At 71.3% G+C, this 20,460-nt stretch carries 20 protein-coding genes and 3 pseudogenes; 9 read left to right on the plus strand and 14 right to left on the minus strand.

Annotation, left to right across the window (positions count from 1 at the left end; genetic code table 11):
- The 3 genes from VXC91_RS16930 to VXC91_RS16940 form a co-directional block, all read right to left on the minus strand.
- A partial coding sequence (locus tag VXC91_RS16930; RefSeq protein ID WP_329508090.1) for a mycothiol transferase occupies positions 1-396 on the minus strand: 396 nt, incomplete at its 3' end.
- Positions 397-763: 367 nt separating this feature from the next.
- Entirely contained in the window at positions 764-1,105 is a 342-nt protein-coding gene (locus VXC91_RS16935; protein ID WP_329508091.1) for a MazG-like family protein, read from the minus strand.
- A 23-nt stretch (positions 1,106-1,128) separates the two neighbouring features.
- Positions 1,129-1,680, minus strand: coding sequence for a DoxX family protein (locus VXC91_RS16940; RefSeq protein ID WP_329508092.1), 552 nt, complete (start codon positions 1,678-1,680; stop codon positions 1,129-1,131).
- Positions 1,681-1,853: 173 nt separating this feature from the next.
- Here VXC91_RS16940 and VXC91_RS16945 point away from each other — a divergent pair, with 173 nt between their 5' ends.
- Positions 1,854-2,180 (plus strand): nuclear transport factor 2-like protein, encoded by a 327-nt coding sequence (locus VXC91_RS16945; RefSeq protein ID WP_329508093.1) that lies wholly within the window; start codon positions 1,854-1,856, stop codon positions 2,178-2,180.
- Between the two features lie 57 nt (positions 2,181-2,237).
- Entirely contained in the window at positions 2,238-3,233 is a 996-nt protein-coding gene (locus VXC91_RS16950) for an aldo/keto reductase (protein ID WP_329508094.1), read from the plus strand.
- A 157-nt stretch (positions 3,234-3,390) separates the two neighbouring features.
- Here VXC91_RS16950 and VXC91_RS46990 read toward each other — a convergent pair.
- A pseudogene (locus VXC91_RS46990) lies at positions 3,391-3,629 on the minus strand (ABC transporter ATP-binding protein); the annotation flags it as partial.
- A 100-nt stretch (positions 3,630-3,729) separates the two neighbouring features.
- On the opposite strand from VXC91_RS46990, the gene VXC91_RS16960 reads away from it, so the two are divergent.
- The gene (locus VXC91_RS16960; RefSeq protein ID WP_329508095.1) at positions 3,730-4,902 is read left to right on the plus strand and encodes a D-alanyl-D-alanine carboxypeptidase family protein; all 1,173 of its coding nucleotides are present in this window, start codon (positions 3,730-3,732) and stop codon (positions 4,900-4,902) included.
- Between the two features lie 237 nt (positions 4,903-5,139).
- Here VXC91_RS16960 and VXC91_RS16965 read toward each other — a convergent pair.
- Both VXC91_RS16965 and VXC91_RS16970 read right to left on the minus strand, forming a co-directional pair.
- A pseudogene (locus VXC91_RS16965) lies at positions 5,140-5,902 on the minus strand (SDR family oxidoreductase).
- Positions 5,903-6,002: 100 nt separating this feature from the next.
- A complete protein-coding gene (locus VXC91_RS16970) occupies positions 6,003-7,034 on the minus strand; it encodes a Gfo/Idh/MocA family protein (protein WP_329508096.1) in 1,032 nt (343 codons plus the stop codon).
- 293 nt (positions 7,035-7,327) lie between these two features.
- Between VXC91_RS16970 and VXC91_RS16975 the strand changes: the two are divergent.
- The 4 genes and pseudogenes from VXC91_RS16975 to VXC91_RS16990 form a co-directional block, all read left to right on the plus strand.
- A pseudogene (locus tag VXC91_RS16975) lies at positions 7,328-7,558 on the plus strand (Bcr/CflA family drug resistance efflux transporter); the annotation flags it as partial.
- Positions 7,495-8,685: a serine hydrolase domain-containing protein gene (locus VXC91_RS16980; protein WP_329508097.1), complete on the plus strand. Its 1,191-nt coding sequence runs from the start codon at positions 7,495-7,497 to the stop codon at positions 8,683-8,685. The pseudogene VXC91_RS16975 and the gene VXC91_RS16980, both read left to right, overlap by 64 nt.
- A gap of 12 nt (positions 8,686-8,697) precedes the next feature.
- The gene (locus VXC91_RS16985; RefSeq protein ID WP_329508098.1) at positions 8,698-9,693 is read left to right on the plus strand and encodes a small ribosomal subunit Rsm22 family protein; all 996 of its coding nucleotides are present in this window, start codon (positions 8,698-8,700) and stop codon (positions 9,691-9,693) included.
- A gap of 201 nt (positions 9,694-9,894) precedes the next feature.
- Positions 9,895-10,626, plus strand: coding sequence for a bifunctional DNA primase/polymerase (locus VXC91_RS16990; protein WP_329508099.1), 732 nt, complete (start codon positions 9,895-9,897; stop codon positions 10,624-10,626).
- 25 nt (positions 10,627-10,651) lie between these two features.
- On the opposite strand, the gene VXC91_RS16995 is transcribed toward VXC91_RS16990, so the two are convergent.
- From VXC91_RS16995 to map, 6 genes are all read right to left on the minus strand, one after another.
- Positions 10,652-11,653: a hypothetical protein gene (locus VXC91_RS16995; protein ID WP_329508100.1), complete on the minus strand. Its 1,002-nt coding sequence runs from the start codon at positions 11,651-11,653 to the stop codon at positions 10,652-10,654.
- The gene (efeU, locus tag VXC91_RS17000; protein ID WP_329508101.1) at positions 11,610-12,485 is read right to left on the minus strand and encodes an iron uptake transporter permease EfeU; all 876 of its coding nucleotides are present in this window, start codon (positions 12,483-12,485) and stop codon (positions 11,610-11,612) included. Before efeU ends, VXC91_RS16995 begins: the two co-directional genes overlap by 44 nt.
- A 3-nt stretch (positions 12,486-12,488) precedes the next feature.
- Positions 12,489-13,742: an iron uptake transporter deferrochelatase/peroxidase subunit gene (gene efeB, locus VXC91_RS17005; protein ID WP_329508102.1), complete on the minus strand. Its 1,254-nt coding sequence runs from the start codon at positions 13,740-13,742 to the stop codon at positions 12,489-12,491.
- Positions 13,743-13,750: 8 nt separating this feature from the next.
- Positions 13,751-14,884: an iron uptake system protein EfeO gene (efeO, locus tag VXC91_RS17010; RefSeq protein WP_329508103.1), complete on the minus strand. Its 1,134-nt coding sequence runs from the start codon at positions 14,882-14,884 to the stop codon at positions 13,751-13,753.
- Between the two features lie 299 nt (positions 14,885-15,183).
- The gene (locus tag VXC91_RS17015) at positions 15,184-15,852 is read right to left on the minus strand and encodes a biliverdin-producing heme oxygenase (protein ID WP_329508104.1); all 669 of its coding nucleotides are present in this window, start codon (positions 15,850-15,852) and stop codon (positions 15,184-15,186) included.
- Between the two features lie 122 nt (positions 15,853-15,974).
- The gene (gene map, locus VXC91_RS17020; protein WP_329508105.1) at positions 15,975-16,832 is read right to left on the minus strand and encodes a type I methionyl aminopeptidase; all 858 of its coding nucleotides are present in this window, start codon (positions 16,830-16,832) and stop codon (positions 15,975-15,977) included.
- Between the two features lie 60 nt (positions 16,833-16,892).
- Between map and VXC91_RS17025 the strand changes: the two genes are divergently transcribed.
- On the plus strand, positions 16,893-17,123 hold the full coding sequence (locus VXC91_RS17025; RefSeq protein ID WP_329508106.1) for a hypothetical protein: 231 nt from the start codon (positions 16,893-16,895) through the stop codon (positions 17,121-17,123).
- Positions 17,124-17,166: 43 nt separating this feature from the next.
- Here VXC91_RS17025 and VXC91_RS17030 read toward each other — a convergent pair whose 3' ends face one another.
- Positions 17,167-18,561, minus strand: a complete 1,395-nt coding sequence (locus VXC91_RS17030) for an MFS transporter (protein ID WP_408057399.1) — start codon at positions 18,559-18,561, stop codon at positions 17,167-17,169.
- Between the two features lie 53 nt (positions 18,562-18,614).
- A complete protein-coding gene (locus VXC91_RS17035) occupies positions 18,615-19,217 on the minus strand; it encodes a MurR/RpiR family transcriptional regulator (protein WP_329508107.1) in 603 nt (200 codons plus the stop codon).
- Positions 19,218-19,351: 134 nt separating this feature from the next.
- Between VXC91_RS17035 and VXC91_RS17040 the strand changes: the two genes are divergently transcribed.
- A complete protein-coding gene (locus VXC91_RS17040; RefSeq protein ID WP_329508108.1) occupies positions 19,352-20,425 on the plus strand; it encodes a sialidase family protein in 1,074 nt (357 codons plus the stop codon).
- Positions 20,426-20,460 lie beyond the last annotated feature (35 nt).

Genomic DNA, 20,460 nt, shown 5'->3' on the forward strand with positions numbered 1-20,460 from the left:
CACTGTGCAGGCGCCACTCGCCCTCCGGGAAGGCCACCAGAGCAAGTCGGCATCTGCAGATGAGGCGGCGATGACGGCATCCGCCAGGGACGCCTCATTGCGATAGCGGTCAAGGACATCGGCGGCCGGCACCCCCAAAGCCACCTGCCATGGGCTGTCTTGGCTGCCGACCAGGTCGATGACCTCCGGGTCCCCGGCCACAACGGCACGGAACCACATTCGCTCCACCGACAGCGTGAGGTGCTGCACCATCCCCAGGCAACTCCACCCAGAGGGCAGTACCGGTCGCCGCAACGCCTCCTCGCTGAGCCCTTCCACGGTCCCCAACACGTGGCCTCGCTGCACCCGCAGGGAGCGCATCAACGCGGTGATCTCGGCGTCCACTGCCACCGTCATTTCGGGATCTCCCGGACAAGGGTCGTAGGGGGCACATCTTCAGGCCACGCCGTGACGCCTTCTGTGCTGGTCATGGCGCATGAGTATGAACGAATCCGGTGTAAAGGGTGAGATCCAAGCGCCAGGCGCCCCTGCGTACAGCCCGACTCGTCTGCCGCTTATGCGTCTGAGCCGGCACGACGACCCCGTTCCCAGCTCGCCACGTCGGCCGCGCCCGCGGTCTGCGAGGCGATCCGGGACGTGCTGTCGGCCATGGCCCCCCCGTCCGGACCGTGCCCGAGATCCACCGTCACCGGCAGATCATGCCGTCCGGCGGCCAAGTGCCGCCGCTGCTCCGGGAGTCCGGCGACGTGGTGCCGACCCCGGCTCAGGACGTCCCGGTGCCGAGTGAGCGCCGTGCGACGCGGTCCAGATGGGCCGCGAACACCTGGCGCGCGTCCGGGGTCAGGGTGCGCAGGGCCACCAGGGCCGTGATCACCACATCGCACAGCTCCGCCTGGACGTCGTCCCAGCTGTGAGTCGTGCCCTTGCGCGGGTTCTGGCCCGTCGCGCCGATCACCGCCTGGGCGACCTCGCCGACCTCCTCCGACAGTTTCAGCACACGCAGCAGCAGACCTTCCGTTCCGTCGTGCGTCCGGTTCGCGTCCAGCCATGCGTGCAGCCGGTCGATCGGCTCCCAGAGATCCGCCGGGGTGTCGTGCTCACTCATGTCCGCAGCCTGCCATGCGGCCGTCAATCCTCGAACAATGCCTCCTGCTCGCCCTCCCCGTCCGACCTCTGCCGCAGTCGTCTGCTCCGTGCCCCGATCACCGCCGCGGCGGCCGCCGCCGCCACCGCGAGCGCCGCCGGGACCATCCAGTCGCGGTTCAGGGCATTGCCCGACAGCGCGTCCAGGGAGAGCCGGCCGGGGCCGGAGATCGCCACGCCGGTCGCCGTGAGGCCGAGGGACAGCGGATGTTCGTAGCCGCCGTTCTCTGCGAAGAACCCGTTCGGCACGTGCACGGCCATCGCCCCCGCCATGCCGGCGGCCGCCGCGGCGCCCGCCGCCGGTGTGGCGAGGCCCAGCGCCAGCAGCGTGCCGCCGCCCGCCTCCGCGAGCCCGGAGGCAACCGCGCTCGCCTTCCCCGGACGGTAGCCGACGGACTCCATGAACTGTCCGGTCCCTTCCAGCCCGGGTCCGCCGAACCAGCCGAACAGCTTCTGGGTGCCGTGCGCCGCCAGCACACCGCCGGTACCCAGCCGGAGCAACAGGAGTCCCACGTCACGTCGGTCGATACAGGTCACGATCACTCCCGGGGCAGCAGGCAGGAACGGGTCTCCTCCGCGTTCCCACCGTCCCACCCCCCACACCCGCCCGGCCTGTCCACAGCGCCGTTCGGGTGGCGTGCTCCGGGCACCGAAGGCGGGGTCCGGGACTCGGGTGGCGGCCGGCCGGGACCGGTGTGACTCTGGCAGCCATGACGATTCAGACAGCCAAACTCAGCGACCCGGCCGTCCGGGCCTTCGTGACAGCTCTCAACTCCCATGACCGCGAGGCCTTCTTGGCGCTCCTCGCGCCGGACGCCACCATGTCCGACGACGGTTCCGACCGCGACCTCGCCGACTGGATCGACCAGGAGATCTTCTTCACCCATGGGCACATGGACGTCGACAACGAGTCCAACGGCGGCCGCTCCCTCATCGCCCGGTACTGCAACGACACCTGGGGCGAGATGCGCACCCGGTGGACCTTCTCCGTGGACGACGACGGCAGGATCTCCCGATTCGAGACCGGGCAGGCCTGAACCACCGCGGTAGGGCTCTTGCCTTGAAGTGCGCTCCAACTCCTAGCGTCTTCGGGCATGGAGACCATCGAGCACACGAGGACACTGGGACGCAGCGCGATCGAGGTCAGCCCCCTCGGCTTCGGCTGCTGGGCCATCGGCGGCGAGTGGAGCACCTCGGACGGACAGCCCCTCGGCTGGGGGAAGGTCGACGACGAGGAGTCCGTACGGGCGATCCGCCGGGCCCTCGATCTGGGCGTCACCTTCTTCGACACCGCCGACGCCTACGGGACCGGGCACAGCGAGCGCGTGCTGGCGCGCGCCCTGGGCAAGCGGCGGGCCGACGTGGTGCTCGCCACCAAGTGGGGCAACGTCATCGACGAGGAGCGCAGGCTGCTCGTCGGCAGCGACGACTCCCCGGCCTACGCCCGGCGCGCGCTGACCGCCTCCCTGCGCCGGCTCGACACCGACCACATCGACCTCTACCAACTGCACCTGTCCGACGCCGACCCCGAGCGGGCCGCCGAACTCCGTGGCGTCTGCGAGGAGTTCGTGCGCGAGGGGCTCATCCGCGCGTACGCCTGGAGCACCGACGACCCCGCGCGGGCCGCCGTCTTCGCCGAGGGCCCCCACTGCGCTGCCGTCCAGCACCGTCTCAACGTCCTGCAGGACGCACCCGAACTCCTGGCCCTGTGCGAGGAGTCGGACCTCGCGAGCATCAACCGCAGCCCGCTCGCCATGGGGTTGCTGACGGGCCGGCACACCTCCGGACAGGCGCTCGGATCCGGTGACATCCGCAACTCCCCGCCCGCGTGGCTGCCGGGCTTCTCCCAGGGCGGGGGCGCCGACGACGAGTGGCTGGGGCGGGTCGAGGCCCTCAGGGACGTCCTCACCAGCGACGGCCGTACGCCCGCCCAGGGCGCCCTCGCCTGGATCTGGGCTCGCAGTCCGCGCACCGTCCCGATCCCGGGCTTCCGGTCGGTCGCCCAGGCGGAGGAGAACGCGGGCGCGATCGCGAAGGGGCCGCTCACCCCCCGGCAACTGGCCGAGGCCGACCGGATACTCGGGCGGTGAGCGGCCCCTGGGAGGCCGCGGGCGCGGATCAGGAGCGCAGGCCGTATCCCTGACCGCCGTAGTGCTGTCCGTACGGCGCCGCATTCGGCTGTCCGTACGGCTGGGCGCCCTGCTGCGCGTACTGCGGGGCAGGGTGTGCCCCGCCGTTCGGTGAGCGGGTCAGCCGACCCGCCTCGATGGTCGCGAGTCGCGGGGCACGGCGGGCGATCGCCGAGTCGTGGGTGACCATGACGAAGGTCAGCCCGTACTGGTGCCACATCCCCTCGAGCAGGGCCTGATGTCGTCGCGGGTGCCCTCGTCGACGTTGCCCGTCGGCTCGTCGGCGAGCAGCACCTTCGGCCGGGTGACCAGTGGCCTGCCGGTGAAGGGTGCCGGCCTGTGCGCGCCCCCTTCGCCCCCTTTTCGCCACGGCGGTTACCCGGTCATGACCTGGCCTTTGCCGCACTTTTGTGACCCCGCTGCCTGTTGGCAAGGGCTCCCTTTGTACGGTCCCGGAATGCGTGATTCCTCTCCGCCTTCGCCGCGTGCCGCGCGCATGTCCCGTCGCGCCGTGCTCGGGCTGTCCGCCACGGTGCCGCTGGCCCTGGCCGCGCCCGCGTCCGCCCTCACCACGGTCGGCGGTGAGCGGCTCGGCCGTTCCGGCGTTCAGGTTCAGGGGGCCGCCGACCTGCCGAAGAGGCTCACCGCACGCTCCTGGATCGTCGCCGACCACCACAGCGGTGAGGTGCTCGCCGCGTACAACGCGCACCGTCCGCTCGCGCCCGCCTCCACGCTGAAGATGCTCTTCGCGGACACCATGCTGACGAAGTTCGCGCCGACGCAGAAGTACAAGGTGACCGAGGCCGATCTCGCGGACATCCCGGCGGGCTCCAGCCTGGTCGGCATCAAGCCGGGGATCACGTACACCGTCGAGCAGTTGTGGCTCGGCGTCTTCCTCCGCTCCGGCAACGACGCGGTCCATGTCCTCAGCCACATGAACGGCGGGATCGCGAAGACCGTCGCGGAGATGCAGGCCAGGGCCGAGGATCTCCAGGCCCTCGACACCCATGTGGTCAGCCCCGACGGCTTCGACCACAAGGGTCAGCTCTCCTCCGCCTACGACCTCACGCTGTTCGCCCGCCACGGCCTGAAGAACGCCGACTTCCGCGGCTACTGCGCGACGAGGACATCCGACTTCCCGACGGGCGGCAGGAAGACCTTCCAGATCCAGAACACCGACCGGCTGCTGACCGGCGCCTGGGGGCTCGGCACCTACAAGGGGCTCATCGGGGTCAAGAACGGTTACACCAGCAATGCGGGCAACACCTTCACCGGCGCCGCCACCCGTGGCGGCCGTACCCTCCTCGCGACCGTCATGCACCCGGAGCCCGGCGGCAACGGCGTCTACCAGGAGACTGCCGCCCTGCTCGACTGGGGCTTCGCCTCCGCCGGTACCGCCCGGGCGGTGGGCGCGCTGGTCACTCCGCTCAGCGCGGGCGGGGCGAAGGTGACGCCCTCGCCGGCGGCTCCGGAGGCGCCGTCCGGCGCGCAGGCCGCCGGCGCGCGGGGCCGCTCGTCGTGGGGGACGGTCGGCGGGGCCGGGGGAGTGATGGCGCTGCTGGCAGGTGGGGCCTACGCGCTGCGCGGGCGCCGGCGGCGGGAGTCGACCGACCAGGGCAGGCACCGCTGATCTACGGGCAGCCGCTCCGTGATCCGGCGCGTACCCCGCGGTCTCCCACGCGAGGTCCACCCCCGTCCGAACCACGGAACGGCTGCCGTCTCCCCCTTGGTGTGGCCTGCGGAGCCCCAGTGCTCCAAGTGTGAAGCTCTGGTGGAGGAGAATCGAGCATAAGCCCGCCACGTGCAAAACGGCACTGAGGGTCACATTCCGTTTGTGCAGGTTGAATGGGTGACCAGGTGGGTCGCGTCAGCCGCGGCCCACGTACGGCAATCGTCGTCGCCAGCACCGTCGCGAACTGCACGTTCGCCTCCAGCGGCAGCTCGGCCATGTGCCGCACGGTGCGCGCCACATCGGAGACGTCCATCACGGGCTCGACCGCGAGTTCCCCGTTCGCCTGCGGGACTCCGCTCGGTATGCGCGCGGTCATGTCGGTCGCCGCGTTGCCGATGTCGATCTGGCCGACCGCGATGCGGTACGGACGCCCGTCCAGGGACAGCGACTTGGTCAGACCGGTCACCGCGTGCTTGGTGGCCGTGTACGCCACCGAGCGCGGGCGGGGCGTGTGCGCCGAGATCGAGCCGTTGTTGATGATCCGGCCGCCCTGCGGCTCCTGCTCCTTCATCTGCCGGTACGCCTCCTGCGCGCACAGGAACGCGCCGTTGAGGTTGGTGTCCACCACGTGCCGCCACGCCTCGTACGACAGGTTCTCGACCGGCACCCCGCCCGGGCCGAACGTGCCCGCGTTGTTGAAGAGCAGGTCGAGCCGGCCGAACCGGTCGCGCACGGCCGCGAACAGGGCCGTCGCATCGCCGGGTTCCGAGACGTCGGCGCGGACGGCCAGGCAGGACCCCTCGGGCACGAGCGCGGCCGTCTCCTCCAGTGTCCCGGTGCGCCGCCCCGCGAGCGTCACCGACCAGCCCGCGCGCAGCAACTCCACCGCGACCGCGCGGCCGATCCCCGAGCCGGCCCCGGTCACCACCGCGATCCTCGACTGCTGGGCAGATTCCATGGCATTCATGGACCCGCAGCGTACGAGGAGAATCCGTCATGCGGAATCCGCCATCCGCCATCCGGTTGTCATCCGCGGCCCCGAGGCCGCGGACCGTGGCTCACGCCGAGGCGAGCTGCGGAGCGGGCTCCTCGCCGGGGTAACGGACGCCGATCCGGTCCCGTATGGCGTCGAGTGTGCGCATCACGGCGAGGGTCCCCTCCAGCGGCACGAGCGGGGACTCGGTTTCGCCGGCCCGCAGCGCTCGCATGACCTCGGTCGCCTCGTGCTTGAGGCTGTTGCGCGGGCCGTCGGAGGGGTCGGCGCGGAACTCCTCGGGGTCGTGTCCGTCGCGCTGCAACACAAAGCGGTCCGGGTAGAAGAAGCCATGTGGAACGTCGATGCGGCCCCGGGAGCCGGTGACCGCCGCGGTGACGGGGGTGCCGCCGTGGATGGAACAGTGCACCGAGGCGAGGGCACCGCTCTCCCAGGAGAGCAGCGCTCCGGTCTGCAGATCGACGCCCTCATCAGAGAGCACCGCTCTCGCGACGACGTCCGAGGGCTCCCCGAGCAACAACTGCGCGAACGACACCGGATACACACCCAGGTCGAGCAGCGCCCCGCCGCCCAGTGCGAGGTCCCGCAACCGGTGCGAGGGAGGAAAGGGGCCGGCGAGCCCGAAGTCGGCCTGGACGCTGCGCACCTCGCCGATCGCTCCGTCGTCGACGAGCGCCTTCAACCGCCGCACCAGCGGATGGCAGTACATCCACATGGCCTCCATCAGGAAGGTGCCACGCTCCTTCGCCAGCGCGACCAGTTCCCCGGCCTCGCGCGCGTTCAGCGTGAACGCCTTCTCGCACAGCACGTTCCGCCCGGCCTCCAGGCACATCCCGGCCGCGGCCCGGTGCGCCGAGTGCGGGGTGGCGACGTACACCACGTCGACGTCCGCGTCCTCGGCAAGCGCGCCCCACCGCCCGTAGGCCCGGGGAATCCCGAACCGTTCCGCGAACGCCTTCGCCGACTCCTCGCTCCGCGAGGCCACCGCCACGATCTCCGCGTCCGGCAGGTCGACCAGATCGGCCGCGAACGCCGAGGCGATCCCCCCGGTCGCCAGGATCCCCCACCGCACCCGTCCGTCCGCCGTCCCCACCATGCCCGCCCCTCGGTACACCGCCCGGCCATCCGTACGAGCTGAGAGCATATGTGGCGGACCGAACGAGGAGGGAGGGGCACATGCCCGAGTGCGGGCGCACCAGGCACGACCGCGACGAGTCCGAAGGCCGCACAACCGGGGCGGGGACGGTGGCACCCGTGACGACGGGCTCCGCATCGGAGTCCGGCGGATCCCTCGCACCGGGCGCCGCTCCGCGCCGTACCGGTCTCCTCGTCACTCTCGTCCTCGGCGGCTTCACCGCAACGCCACCGCCGGCCAGGGACATGTGGCAGCACGCCGGTTCCGCGTCCGCGCTCCTCGGCGCATTCCCCTTCCTCATCGGTGCCGTGGCCTCGCCGCTCGTCGGGATCGCCGGTGCGCACACCGCCGTCCCGACGGCTGTCGTCCAAGCGGCGGCGGCACTGGTGGCCGTCGCCTGCTTCGTGGGACTGTGCCGTCCGTGGAACGAAGGCGCGACCCTGGCGGGTGGGCGAGAGGCCGAGAGTCCGGGGGAGGACAGCTGAGCGCGCCGAGACTGCGCATCGACACCCCGGCGAAGGCCGGGCTGGATCCGGAGGAACTGCGTCTCCTGGTGCGCGAGATCCGCGACGCCCTCGGCGGGGAGCGCCCCTGGGCCGCCGGCGCCGTGGTGGTCGCGGGGCGGGGCCCGGTGATCGCCGTCGAGGCGGCGATGGGCTGGGCGGTCCGGTACACCGCCTATGACGCGGAGACGGACCGGGGAGTGGAACTTCCGCCGGAGGCGCGCGTGCCGGTGACCGTGGGCACGCCCTTCGACGTGGCCTCGCTCACCAAGCTGTTCACGGCGGTCATCGCGGTCCAGCAACTGGAGCGCGGCACCCTGGACATCGACGCGCGGGTCGCGGCCTACCTGCCGGACTTCCAGGCGGCGGCGGAGCACGGCATCACCGTGCGCCAGGTGCTGACGCACACCTCCGGGCTGCGGCCGGAACTCCCGCTGTACGACTGCGCCTCGTACGCGGCGCGACTCGCGCTGCTGCGGGCGGAGGCACCGGTGGGCATGCCCGGTACCTACTGCTACTCGGACCTGAACATGCTGCTCCTGCAGTTCGTCCTGGAACGTGTCACCGGGCGCACGCTCGATGTGCTCGTGGGGGACTGCATCACCCGGCCGCTCGGGATGACGGCGACGGGGTTCGGACCGAGCCCGGAGGCGGCGGCGACCGAGGACCAGCGGCGGCCGTGGGCCAAGGCGGACCGGGGGATGCTGCGCGGTGCGGTCCACGACGAGAACGCCTGGGCGCTCGGTGGGGTGGCCGGCCATGCAGGCCTGTTCTCCACGGCGCGCGACCTGGCCGTCTTCTGCCGCACGCTGCTCGCGGGCGGTTCGTACGGGCCCGCGCGCATCCTGGGCCCCGACTTCGTCGACCTGATGCTGGCCCCGCCCGGGCTCGGGTTCGAGGTCGACCAGCCGTGGTTCATGGGGGAGCTGGCGGGCGGGGGCGCGGCGGGACACACCGGTTTCACGGGCACGTCACTGGTCCTGGACCCGGCGACGGACACGTTCCTCGTCCTCCTGGCGAACACGGTCCACCCTCGCCGCAGGGACCCGGACAACCGGGTGCGGGTCGCGGCGGCGGATCGGCTGGCGCGGGCCGTCCGGGGCACCTGAGAGAATCGGCGGGTGAACGCCCCCGTCTCCCCAGCCGACACCCTCCGCGCCGCCCTCGCCGGGCTGCTGGACGGGCTGCCGCCCCGGCAGGCCGCACAGGCCGTGGACCGGCTGATCGCCAACTACCGGGGACGGACCCCGACCGACGCACCGGTGCTGCGGGACCGTGCGGACGTGGTCGCGTATGCCGCGTACCGGATGCCCGCGACATTCGAGGCGGTGTGCGCGGCACTGGAGGCCTTCGCGGACGCCGTGCCGGGATGGGTGCCGACGGGCCATGTGGACGTCGGCGGCGGGACCGGCGCCGCGACCTGGGCCGTGAGCGCGACCTGGGACGGGGAGCGGCCGGTCACCGTGCTCGACTGGGCCGAGCCGGCGCTCGCGCTGGGTCGGGAGATCGCCGCGGCGAACCCCGCGCTGAAGGCCGCAGAGTGGCACCGCGCCCGTATCGGATCGGCGCTGAGTATCGAGACCACCGATCTCGTCACGGTCTCGTACGTCCTCGGTGAGCTGACCGAGGACGACCGCGCCCATGTCGTCGGCGCCGCGGCCGCCGCCGCACAGGCCGTCGTGATCGTGGAGCCCGGCACCCCGGACGGCTACGCCCGCGTCATCGAGGCACGCGACCGCCTGATCGAGGCCGGTTTCCAGGTGGCGGCGCCCTGCCCGCACAGCGCCGCCTGCCCCATCGTCCCCGGCGAGGACTGGTGCCACTTCTCGGCCCGGGTCAGCCGTTCGTCGCTGCACCGGCAGGTCAAGGGCGGCTCGCTGGCTTACGAGGACGAGAAGTTCAGCTACGTCGCCGCGGCACGCTTCCCGGTGGCGCCGGCCGCCTCCCGGGTCGTCCGCAGACCGCAGATCCGCAAGGGCCAGGTGCTCCTGGAGCTGTGCGGCCCGGACGAGTCCCTGCACCGCGAGACGGTGACCAAGCGGCACGGTCCGCTCTACCGGGCGGCTCGCGACACGGACTGGGGAGACGCCTGGCCGCCACTGACCGAGGAGGGCTGACACGGCTCCCGGGCACGGCCCCCGGCTCCTACTGACCGGGTTTTCGTTCGGATATGTCCTGTGAAATTCTGACATCACCCCTATTGGAGGTCCCCGGCCTGCATCGCCCCACCCCGGATGTGGGCTCCGGTCACCCGAGGCGCAGGATGGTGGGACCATAAGGCATGCAGTCCGCACCACAGCAGCGAGGCGAGGGGATAGATGAGCGCAGAGTTCGGCCGCCGCAGGGGCGGGCAGGGCAGGATCTCCCAGTGGCTGCGCGGACGGCGTCCCGCCCGTCTCAAGGAGGACGCCGGGGACGGCGGCCGTGAGGCGATGCTGCTGGCTGCCGCCGCCGCGGGGCTGCCGCTCGCGCCCGCCGCTCACCCGGTCGGCTACCGGTGCTCCTGCGACCGCGTCGGCTGCCCGACGCCCGCCCGCCACCCGGTCTCCTTCGCCTGGCAGACGCAGTCCACCACCGATCCGGCGCAGGTGGAGCGCTGGGTCCGGCACCTGCCGCAGGCGAACTTCATCACCGCCACCGGGATGGTCCACGACGTGCTGGACGTCCCGCGCGAGGCCGGCGAGGAGGCCCTGGAACGGCTGCTCGGATCCGGCGTCGAGGTGGGTCCGGTCGCCGCGACCGGTGACGGGCGGACGCTGTTCTTCACGCTGACGCGCGGTACGCCCGAGGACGAGGACGAGTGGTGGCCCTGCGAACTGGACTGCCACCCGGAGACGATGGACGAGCACCCGGGGCTGCGCTGGCACTGCCGGGGCTCGTACGTGCTTCTGCCGCCCGCGCAGCTGCCGGGTGACCTGGCGGTGGAGTGGGTACGGGGGCCGGAGCACCCGCTGCCGGATCCGCTGAGCCTGCTCGAGGTGCTGACCGACGCGTGTGCGCGGTATGCCGGGAACGAGGCCGAGCTGGCCGGCTGGCCGCACCGGGGCTGAGCCCCGGCACCGCGCCCTTGCTTCCCTACTCCCCCTTCGCCCCCGTCAGCCCCTCCACCCGGCTCAGGAACTTCACCTGGCCCCGCGTGGGGTCCAGCACCGCCTGGTTGGAGACGAACTCCAGGGTCAGGGACTGCTTGACCTCACCCGTCAGCAGCGCATTGATGTTCCGGTCGGTGACGGTGATGTTCACGCCCGGCGCGGCCGTCTGCTTCTCGAAGTGGCGGGTCGCGAAGAAGACGAGTGCGCCGCCGTCCGTGGTGCGCAGCCCCACCGGGGCGTAGTCGCCGTGCGTCAGCGGTTCGTCGAGATACTGCCGGGCGAGCCCCGGCTTGCTGGCGTTCTTCAGCCGCGTGGCGCGCCATTTCGAGGTGTGCGTGCCGGGTGCGAACGTGTCCCCGCCGGACTTGAGGTAGGCCGTGTAGGCCGAGCCGAGCGTGCGGGGCTGCACCGCGAGCGCCGCGTCGTCGGCGGAGACGGGTTCGGCCCAGCCGTCCTCGTCCTTCTTGAACGCCGGTACGTCACCGGCCGCGAGGATCGTCAGATACGACACCTCCCACACCTTGTTCGCGTCGGAGCGGGTGAAGACGAGCAGCCAATGGGCTTCGGCGCTGCCCTTGTTGGCATGGGTGTCGGCGACGAACCAGCGTGGCCAGCCCGCCTTCGCGGGAATGGTGAACTTCGGGTCGGTCAGCTTCAGCGGGACGTGGCTCGGGTTGCCGGCGGGGTTGTTCTTGTGGCCCGCGTCCAGCTTGCCGCCGTCGATGGCGGCGAGCGCGCCGGTGACCCGGTCCGCGTCCTGGGAGCGGTCGTACGCCTTGTCCGCCTTGTTGTACGCGGTGACGAAGTCCTGGAGCGCGCGGGCCGCTTCGGCACGTGTGGCCGTCGGCACGACCTCCCGCTCGCCGTGGACCACGACGCAGCCGCTCGCCGTCACGGCGACGGTGGCGGCCGTCGCGGTGGCCAGGGCGAACCGGTTGAGACTACGAAGCGTTCGAGGGCTGCGATCCCCGCGATCCCTGCTCATCAGTGACCTTCACCTTCCCCTTCCCGGAGGCGAACCCTACCGGGGCGAGGAAGACGGCGAGTGTGAGGACCAAATACAGAGCCCACACCGTGATCTGAAGAACCGTCGGGTCGGGCTGGAAGTTGAACACTCCCTTGAGGAGGGTGCCGTACCAGCTGTCCGGCGGGATGGTGCCGCTGATGTCGAAGGCCAGGTTCGTCAGGCCGGGGAGCCAGTCGGCCTCCTGCAGGTCGTGGAAGCCGTAGGCGAGCACGCCCGCCGCGACGACGACCAGCATGCCGCCCGTCCACGTGAAGAACTTGGCGAGGTTGATCCTCAGGGCGCCGCGGTAGAACAGCCAGCCGAGGAGTACCGCGGAGGCCAGACCCAGGGCCACACCGATCAGCGGGCGCGGAGTGCCGTCGCTCGCCGCGTGCACCGACGCCCACACGAACAGCGCGGTCTCCAGACCCTCGCGGCCCACGGCCAGGAACGCGGTGGCGACCAGCGCGCCCGTGCCCATCGCCAGGGCCGCGTCCAGCCTGTTGTGCAGTTCGCTCTTCAGATGCCGGGCTGTGCGCCGCATCCAGAAGACCATCCAGGTCACGAGGCCGACCGCGACGATCGACAGCGAGCCGCCGAGCGCCTCCTGCGCCTGGAACGTCAGCTCCTGGGAGCCGAATTCGAGTGCGCAGCCGAAGCCCATGGCGAGGGCGACCGCGACGGCGATGCCGATCCAGATCGGCTTGAGGGCGTCCCGGCGGCCCGTCTTGACCAGATAGGCGATCAGAATGCAGACGACGAGACTGGCTTCCAGCCCTTCGCGCAGGCCGATCAGGTAGTTGGAGAACACTGGCTACGCCTCCTCGGTGAGCAGTGACCGGCCCCACCAGTCGTCCTTGTCCCGGACGCCTGGCGGGATCGCGAAGACCGCCGAACCCACGTGCTGGATGTACTCGTTGAGCGCGTCGGTCGCCGACAGCTTGCGCTGGAGCGGGATGAATCCCCTGCGTATGTCGCGCTGGTAGGCGAGGAAGAACAGGCCCGCGTCCAGGCGTCCGAGTCCGTCCGTGCCGTCGGTGAAGGAGTAGCCCCGGCGCAGAATCGTGACCCCGCCGTTGGAGTCCGGGTGCGCGAGCCGCACGTGCGCGTCGGGCTTCATCGCCTTCAGGAACGGCTCGTCGTGCTCCTTCGCCTTGCCGACTGGGGCGCCCTCGCCCTTGTCGCGGCCGAAGACGTCCTCCTGCTCCTGCAGGGAGGTACGGTCCCAGGTCTCGATGTTCATGCGGATGCGCCGGGCGACGAGGTACGAGCCTCCGGTCATCCAGTCGGGGCCGTCGCCTTCGCCGGCCCACACGAACTTCTTCAGCCGGTCCGTCTCGGTGCCCGCGATGTTGCGCGTACCGTCCTTGAACCCCATGAGATTGCGCGGGGTCTGAGCGTCCGGGGTCGTCGAGGAGGTCTTGCCGAAGCCGAGCTGGGACCAGCGGACGGCGACCTTGCCGAAGCCGATGCGGGCCAGGTTGCGGATCGCGTGCACGGCCACCTGCGGGTCGTCCGCGCAGGCCTGGATGCAGAGGTCGCCGCCGGTGCGGGACTTGTCCAGGTTGTCGCCGGGGAACTGGGGCAGGTCGACCAGTGCTTCCGGTCGCTTGTCCGCCAGCCCGAACTTCTCGAAGAACGACGGCCCGAACCCGATCGTCAGCGTCAGCCGCGACGGCTTGAGGCCGAGAGACTCGCCGGTGTCGTCCGGCGGCGCCTCGGGGAGCCCCCCGTACGCGCCGTCGCCGACCGTCCGGCCCGCGGTCATGCGCCGGGCGGCCGCGGTCCAGTCCTTGAGCATCTGGACGAACTCGGCGCGGTCGTCGGTCTGCACGTCGAACGCGGCGAAGTGCAGCCGGTCCTGCACCGGCGTGGCGATGCCCGCCTGGTGTGCGCCGTGGAAGTCGACCGCGACGCCCGTCGCGGTTCCGGCGGGGTCCACGTCGTTGCCCGTACGCGTCATCGCCACCGCACTGCCGGCCGCGGCGGCGCCGAGCGCGAGGCCCGCGCCGCCCCAGCCGATCAGCGCACGCCGCGAAGGACTCGCGGTGCCTTGGGTCTCGGTCATGCTCGTCCTTACTTCACAACGGTGGCGGCGAGCTTGGACAGCGGTTCGGCGAGCGCGTTCACCTTGTCCGACAGCTCCTTGCGCTGATCCTCGGTGACCTTGTCATATGAGACGAAGTCGTACTGCGACGGGTCCGTCCGGTACTTGTCGAGCAGCGTGTTCAGGGCGGAGAACTGCTGGTCGAGCTCGGTCGTCAGCGCCGCGTCGTTCTTCGTCGCGACCGGCTTCAGCAGCTCGTACGCCTTCTGCGCGCCCTCGACATTGCCCTTGAAGTCGACCAGGTCGGTGTGCGAGTAGCGGTCCTCCTCGCCGGTGACCTTGCCGGTGGCGACCTCGTCGAGCAGTTCCTTGGCGCCGTTGGCCATGGAGGTCGGGGTGATCTCGGCCTTGCCGACCCGCTCCTGCCAGTCCTTCAGGTCGGTCACCAGCTGGTCGGCGAGTGTCTTCTCCTCGTCGCCGATCTTCTTGTCCTCCCAGAGGGCCTTCTCCAGGCGGTGCCAGCCGGTCCACTTCTGGCCCTGTTCCAGGCCGTCGGCGCGGACATCGACCTTTGGGTCGATGTCACCGAAGGACTCGGCGACCGGCTCGGTGCGCTCCCACCCGATGCGGGAGGTGGCATAGGCCTTCTTGGCGGCCTCGAGGTCGCCGTCCTTGATGGCCTTGGCGAAGGCCTCGACCCGCGGCACCGTCTCGTCGGCCTGGTCCTGCGCGTACCGGCGGTAGTCGGCGACCGCCGTGTCCAGCTTCGGGTCCCGCTTGGCGGCCGAGCCGCCGGTGACCGTGAGCTGCTGCCGCACGCCGTGGCCCTTCATGCCCGGGCGGCAGGCGATCTCGTACGAACCGGCCTTCACCTCGGCCGTCAGCGTGTACTTGGTACCCGGGCCGATGTTCTCCTTCTCCGAGACGATCCGGTCGTCCGGGAAGAGGATCTCCACCTCGGTGGCCTTGGAGCCCTTGTTCTCGATCTGCAGTGTGACTTGGCCGGCCGGAACCGACTTGGCGGACGTGTCGCACTGGGAGTCGGCTGCGGTCACCTGGATTGCGTCGCCGTCCTTGGCCTCGCTTTTCGCCGTGCAGGCCGTGATGGCGGTCAGAGCGGCCACTGTGGCGGCGGCGGTGACGGTGAGTCGGACGGCTCGCATACGGGCTCCAAGCGGAAGCGGTGTGGTGAGGCTGACCTAAGTTACCTGAGCCTTACCTCACTCGCACCCACCCGGGTGGCAATTCGACTCTCACGAAAAGATCACAGAAACGGCTTGGTCACGCCGACTCAAAGCGGACACCAAGACTTGGTCAAGGGGGACTCAACCGGGTGTGACCCGGACCGGTCGCCTGCGGCCGGTCCCTGGCCGCTCTCGTCGCGCACCTCACCACCGGCGCGACGCCCCCGAGCCCAGCTCCGGAGCGGCACGAGGCACGCCACCACTGACCGGTCGCCGCACTAGGCGCTCAGCGGGATCTCCTCGCTCAGGGCCCGAAAGACCGCGGTGTTGAGGGTGTACGCCCGCTTGCACTCGGCGATGATCCGCTGCTTCTCCAGTTCGTCCGCCGGGATCTCGTCCAGGAGCGTCCGGTACCCCTTCCTGAACGCCGCCGCATCGGGGATTCCCTCGAAGACATAGAACCGGACCCCATCGCCCTTTCGGGTGAAGCCCCATGTCCTCTCCGCCGTGACGCGGATGATCTGGCCGCCGGCGAGGTCGCCGAGGTAGCGGGTGTAGTGGTGGGCGACGTACCCGCCGGGCCACCGCTCGGCGCACTCCTGTACGCGCGCCGCATAGGCCCGGGTCACAGGCAGCGCGGTGAGGCTCGTCCGCCAATCGGGTCCGCGCAGATGGGCGAGATCGCGTTCCAGCTCGGTCCGCCGGAACAGCTCCGGCTGTACGAAGGGGCCCGCCACCGGGTCGCCCGCCAGCCGTCGGGCCCCGGCCTCCAGCGCCCCGTACACGAACCACAGCTGCTCGGTGTACCGCGTGTACGCCTCGACCCCGAGCCTGCCGTCGAGCAGGTCGGTGATGAACGTCGAGGTGTTCGCCTCCCGGTGCTGCTCGAGCGACGCGGTGCGAAGGAGCGAGGAGAACGCCGTGGGGGAGGTGTCCGGCGGGGTCATGAGGCCTCCAGCATTTTCCCGACAGTCTGTCGGGAAAACAGTACCCACTGCCGCGGGCGAGGCCACGCGAAAGAGCCCGCTCCGTGGACGGAGCGGGCTGACAGAGGTACGTGCGGGAGCCGTCAGGGCAGGGTCAGGATCTCCGCTCCGGTGTCCGTGACGACCAGCGTGTGCTCGAACTGGGCGGTGCGTCTGCGGTCCTTCGTCACCACGGTCCAGCCGTCGTCCCACATGTCGTACTCGTATGTGCCGAGTGTGAGCATGGGCTCGATGGTGAAGGTCATTCCGGGCTGCATCACGGTGGTGGCGTGCGGGCTGTCGTAGTGCGGGATGATCAGCCCGGAGTGGAACGACGAGTTGATCCCGTGTCCGGTGAAGTCCCGCACGACGCCGTATCCGAACCGCTTGGCGTACGACTCGATCACCCGCCCGATGACGTTGATCTGGCGACCGGGCCTGACGGCCTTGATCGCTCGGTTGAGGGCCTCGCGGGTCCGCTCGACCAGCAACCGGGACTCGTCGTCCACGTCCCCGACGAGGTAGGTGGCGTTGTTGTCGCCGTGCACGCCCCCGATGTAGGCCGTCACGTCGAGGTTGATGATGTCGCCGTCGCGCAGGACCGTGGAGTCCGGGATGCCGTGGCAGATGACCTCGTTGATCGAAGTGCACAGCGACTTGGGGTAGCCGCGATAGCCCAGCGTCGACGGGTAGGCGCCGTGGTCGCACATGTACGCGTGCGCGACCCGGTCCAGCTCGTCCGTGGTGACGCCCGGTGCGATGAGCTGCGCGGCCTCGGCCATCGCCTGCGCCGCGATCCGTCCGGCGACGCGCATCGCCTCGACGGTCTCGGGCGTCTGCACCTCGGGACCGTTGTAGGGGGTCGGCGCGGGCTTGCCGACATACTCCGGGCGACGGATGTTTCCGGGGACCGAACGGGTGGGAGACAGCTCTCCTGGTACGAGCAGCGACTGGCCAGACATGCCAGCGAGTCTAACCACCGGCTGTGCGGGAACATGGCCCTGGTGAAAGGAGCTCCTGCGATGGCGCTGTTCAAGAAGCGGACGGCCGGGAAGCCGGGCGAGTGGTACTACTGCCTGGTCCACCGCAAGGTCGAGGAGGGACCGGAGTGCCCCGCGAAGGACCGCTTCGGGCCGTACGCGTCCCGTGAGGAGGCGCAGCACGCGATGGAGATCGCGCGCGAGCGGAACGAGGAGTGGGAGACGGATCCCCGGTGGCACGACGCGCCCGCGGGGGAGCGGGAGGACGACTGAGACGACCGAGCGGTCCGGGCGGACGGCGCGGGCGGGGAGGCCCTCAGCCCGCCGTTCCCGTCCGCCCGGCCCTCAGCCGCACCGCGTGCTCGTTCGTGCGGACGTCGTAGCGCATCAGGCCCGGGAGACGCAGGGCCAGCAGGGCCACCGCGGCCGTACACAGCAGGCCGCCCGACCAGACCGACGTACGCACGCCTCGCCACGCCGCCATGCCACCCGAGCGCACCTGGCCCAGCTGCGGACCCACCGAGTACGACAGCAGCTCGATGCCGGCCAGGCGACCACGCAGCTCGTCGGGGATCGTCTGGTTCCACATCGCTCCCCGGAAGATTCCGCTGACCATGTCGAAACCGCCCGCCAGGGCCAGGAAGAACAGCACCAGCCAGACGTTCCGCGCGATGCCCGCCGCCGCGATCGCGAGCCCCCATCCGGCCGCCGCGAGGACCACCGCCCGGCCGTGCCGGTGGATCCGTGACGTCCAGCCGCCGGTCAGCGACACCAGCAGCGATCCGGCCGGCACGGCCGCGTACAGCAGTCCCAGCGACCACTCGGCGTGCAGTTCGTCCGCGAGGAAGGGCAGCACCGCCAGCGGCATCGCGAAGAACATCGCGGCGAGGTCGACGACATACGTCCCCAGGAGCTCCTTGCGGCTCCACGCATAGCGCGCGCCCTGCGCGATCGACCGCAGCGACGGCTTGGCCGCCATGGGGGTCTCCCCGCTCGAGCGAAGTCGAGAGTGGGGGAGGGCGGCGGGTGACGCGGCCAGCCGCAGGCACAGAACGACCGACACCACGAAGGTCAGGACGTCGGCCCCGTAGGCCGCGCCGAGCCCGGCGTAGGCGACGACCACGCCCGCCAGCGCCGGGCCCGCGACCCCGCCGACGGTCCAGCGCAGCGAATTGAGCAAGGCGGCGGCCGGGAGGTGCTCGTGCGCGACGATCCGCGGGATGAGGGAGTCGAGCGCGGGGCGCTGGAGGGCGCCGAGGGCGGAGGCGAGGGCCGCGACGAGGTACAGGGGCCAGACGGCGGGCTCCGGCAGCAGCGCGTTCAGCAGCAGCACCGCGGACAGCAGCCCCTGCCCAGCCTCGGTGGAGAGGATCAGCTTCCGCTTGTCATGAGCGTCCGCGAGCGCGCCGCCGTAGAGACCGAAGACGATCAGCGGTACGAGCTCGACGGCACCGATCGCGCCCACGGCCGCCGCCGAGCCGGTGAGGTCCTTCACCTGCACCGGCACCGCGACGAAGGTGAGGAAGGTGCCGAAGTTGCTGATCAGCCCGGCCAGCCACAGCCTGCGGAAGTCCGCCGACGCGTGCCAGGGCGCGAGATCGGGGAGCAGGGCGCGCGGCCTCGAGAGGCCGGCGGGGCCGGCGGCCTCGCCCGCGGAGGCCGCGGACGGCGGCGGTGCTGACACGGGCGGAGCGGGGGCGTCGTCGGTCACGACGGGCCATGCTCAGCGGACCCGGCGCCCGGGGCAACCGCTTTTCCCGGCGCTCACCACCGCGGCGGCGGTGGCGACGTCAGCTGATCGGCCAGGCGGGACAGGCGGTCCCGCAGGCGCCGGCGTCCGCGGGGGGCCGGCAGCGAGTTCTCCCCGGCCGCGGCGCTCACCAGGTGCTGCACCGTGTCCAGGTCGAGGTCCGTGTCCTGCGGCACCGCCAGTGACTCGTGGGCCATGGCCGCGAGATCGCGGTCCCCGGTGTCCAGCGCCAGGACCGTCGCCCCGGCCCGGCGCGCGTCGTGGACCCGCTCCAGGAGCCCGGACCCTGGACCGGCGGGCGACACCACCAGCAGCGTCTCACCGCGCCGTGCCGCCGACAGCCGTCCTAGCCCCACGGCCAGATGTGCCGGATCCGTGGCCCGCGCCGCGTGTCGCACCAGCGTCGGGGACAGCTCCGGCGTCCCCGACCAGGCCGCCTCGTCGACCAGATGGGCCGCCAGATGCCAGGGCTCGTACTCCTCGGTGCCCACGAGCAGCAGCCCGCCCCCGTACGACACCACGGATCCTCGCAGGGTCCCCGCGAACTGCCGCGTGGCGCCCAGCCACTCGGTCCCGGCGAGCACTTCCCGCAGCAAGGCGACCCGTACGGCATCCATACGGAAACATCCTGCCGCAACCGGCCACTCGTGACCCCGAGTTCACCCTGAATTCGCCCGACGCGGGCAGGGAGCCCCGCCATCGGGCACAGGACCTGATGGACGAACCACGAAAGACCGGCCGAGGAGCCCCCATGACCGAAGCCTCCGTCCCCTTCCGCGCAGGCCGCGAAGGCTACGCCAGTTACCGGATCCCAGCCGTCGTCACCACCGGCACCGGTACCCTCCTCGCGTTCTGCGAGGGACGAGTGACCTCGGCCGCCGACCACGGGCACATCGACATCGTGCTGCGGCGGTCCACGGACGGCGGCCGCAGCTGGGGCCCGCAGCTGACCGTCGCCCGCAACGGCTCCGACCTCGCCGGCAACCCCGCCCCGGTCGTCCTGGACACCGGTCGCGTCCTGCTCGTTCACGTCCGGGCGGCGGGCGGCGCCACCGAGGGCGCCGTCCTGCGCGGCGAGGTCGACACAGCCGACGGGCGCCGCGTCTGGGTGCAGCACAGCGACGACGACGGGCTCACCTGGTCCGCGCCGCGCGAGATCACCGCGCAGGTGAAGAAGGAGGACTGGCGGTGGTACGCCACCACCCCCGGTCACGGCCTCCAGCTGAGCACCGGCCGGGTCGTCGTGCCCGGCAACCACAGCCTCCCGCCCGCGGGCACCGACACCGGCGCCGAGCCGAAGCACTACACCGGCCACTGCCTGCTCAGCGACGACCGCGGCGAGAACTGGTACCTCGGCTACCTCGACGAGAGCACGGACGGCTACATCAACGTCAACGAGACCTCCGCCGCCGAACTCCCCGACGGGCGCGTCTACTTCAACACCCGCACCGACTCCCGGTCACCGGGCCGCCGTGCCGACGCCCACTCGGAGGACGGCGGCCGGACCCTGGTCAGGCCCTTCCGCCCGCAGGCCGGGCTCGTCGCACCCGTCTGCCAAGGCAGCGTCCTCCAGCTCCGCGCGCCCGACCTGCTGCTCTTCTCCGGACCCGCGGACCCCGCCTCCCGGGCCCTGATGACCGTGCGCGTCTCCACCGACGCCGGTGTCACCTGGCGGTCCGCATACACCGTCGACGGGCTGCCCGCTGCCTACTCCGACCTCGTACGCGTCGACGCCGAGACCGTCGGCCTGCTCTACGAGACGGGCGACTTCGGCGCGTACGAGACGATCACCTTCCGCCGTGTCCCTGTAACGGCTCTCACCTGAGCGGCGGGCGGGGCGGCTGCGCACGTAGAGTCGGC

Origin of the sequence: Streptomyces chiangmaiensis (genome assembly GCF_036281785.1) — a bacterium.
Taxonomy (GTDB): domain Bacteria; phylum Actinomycetota; class Actinomycetes; order Streptomycetales; family Streptomycetaceae; genus Streptomyces; species Streptomyces chiangmaiensis.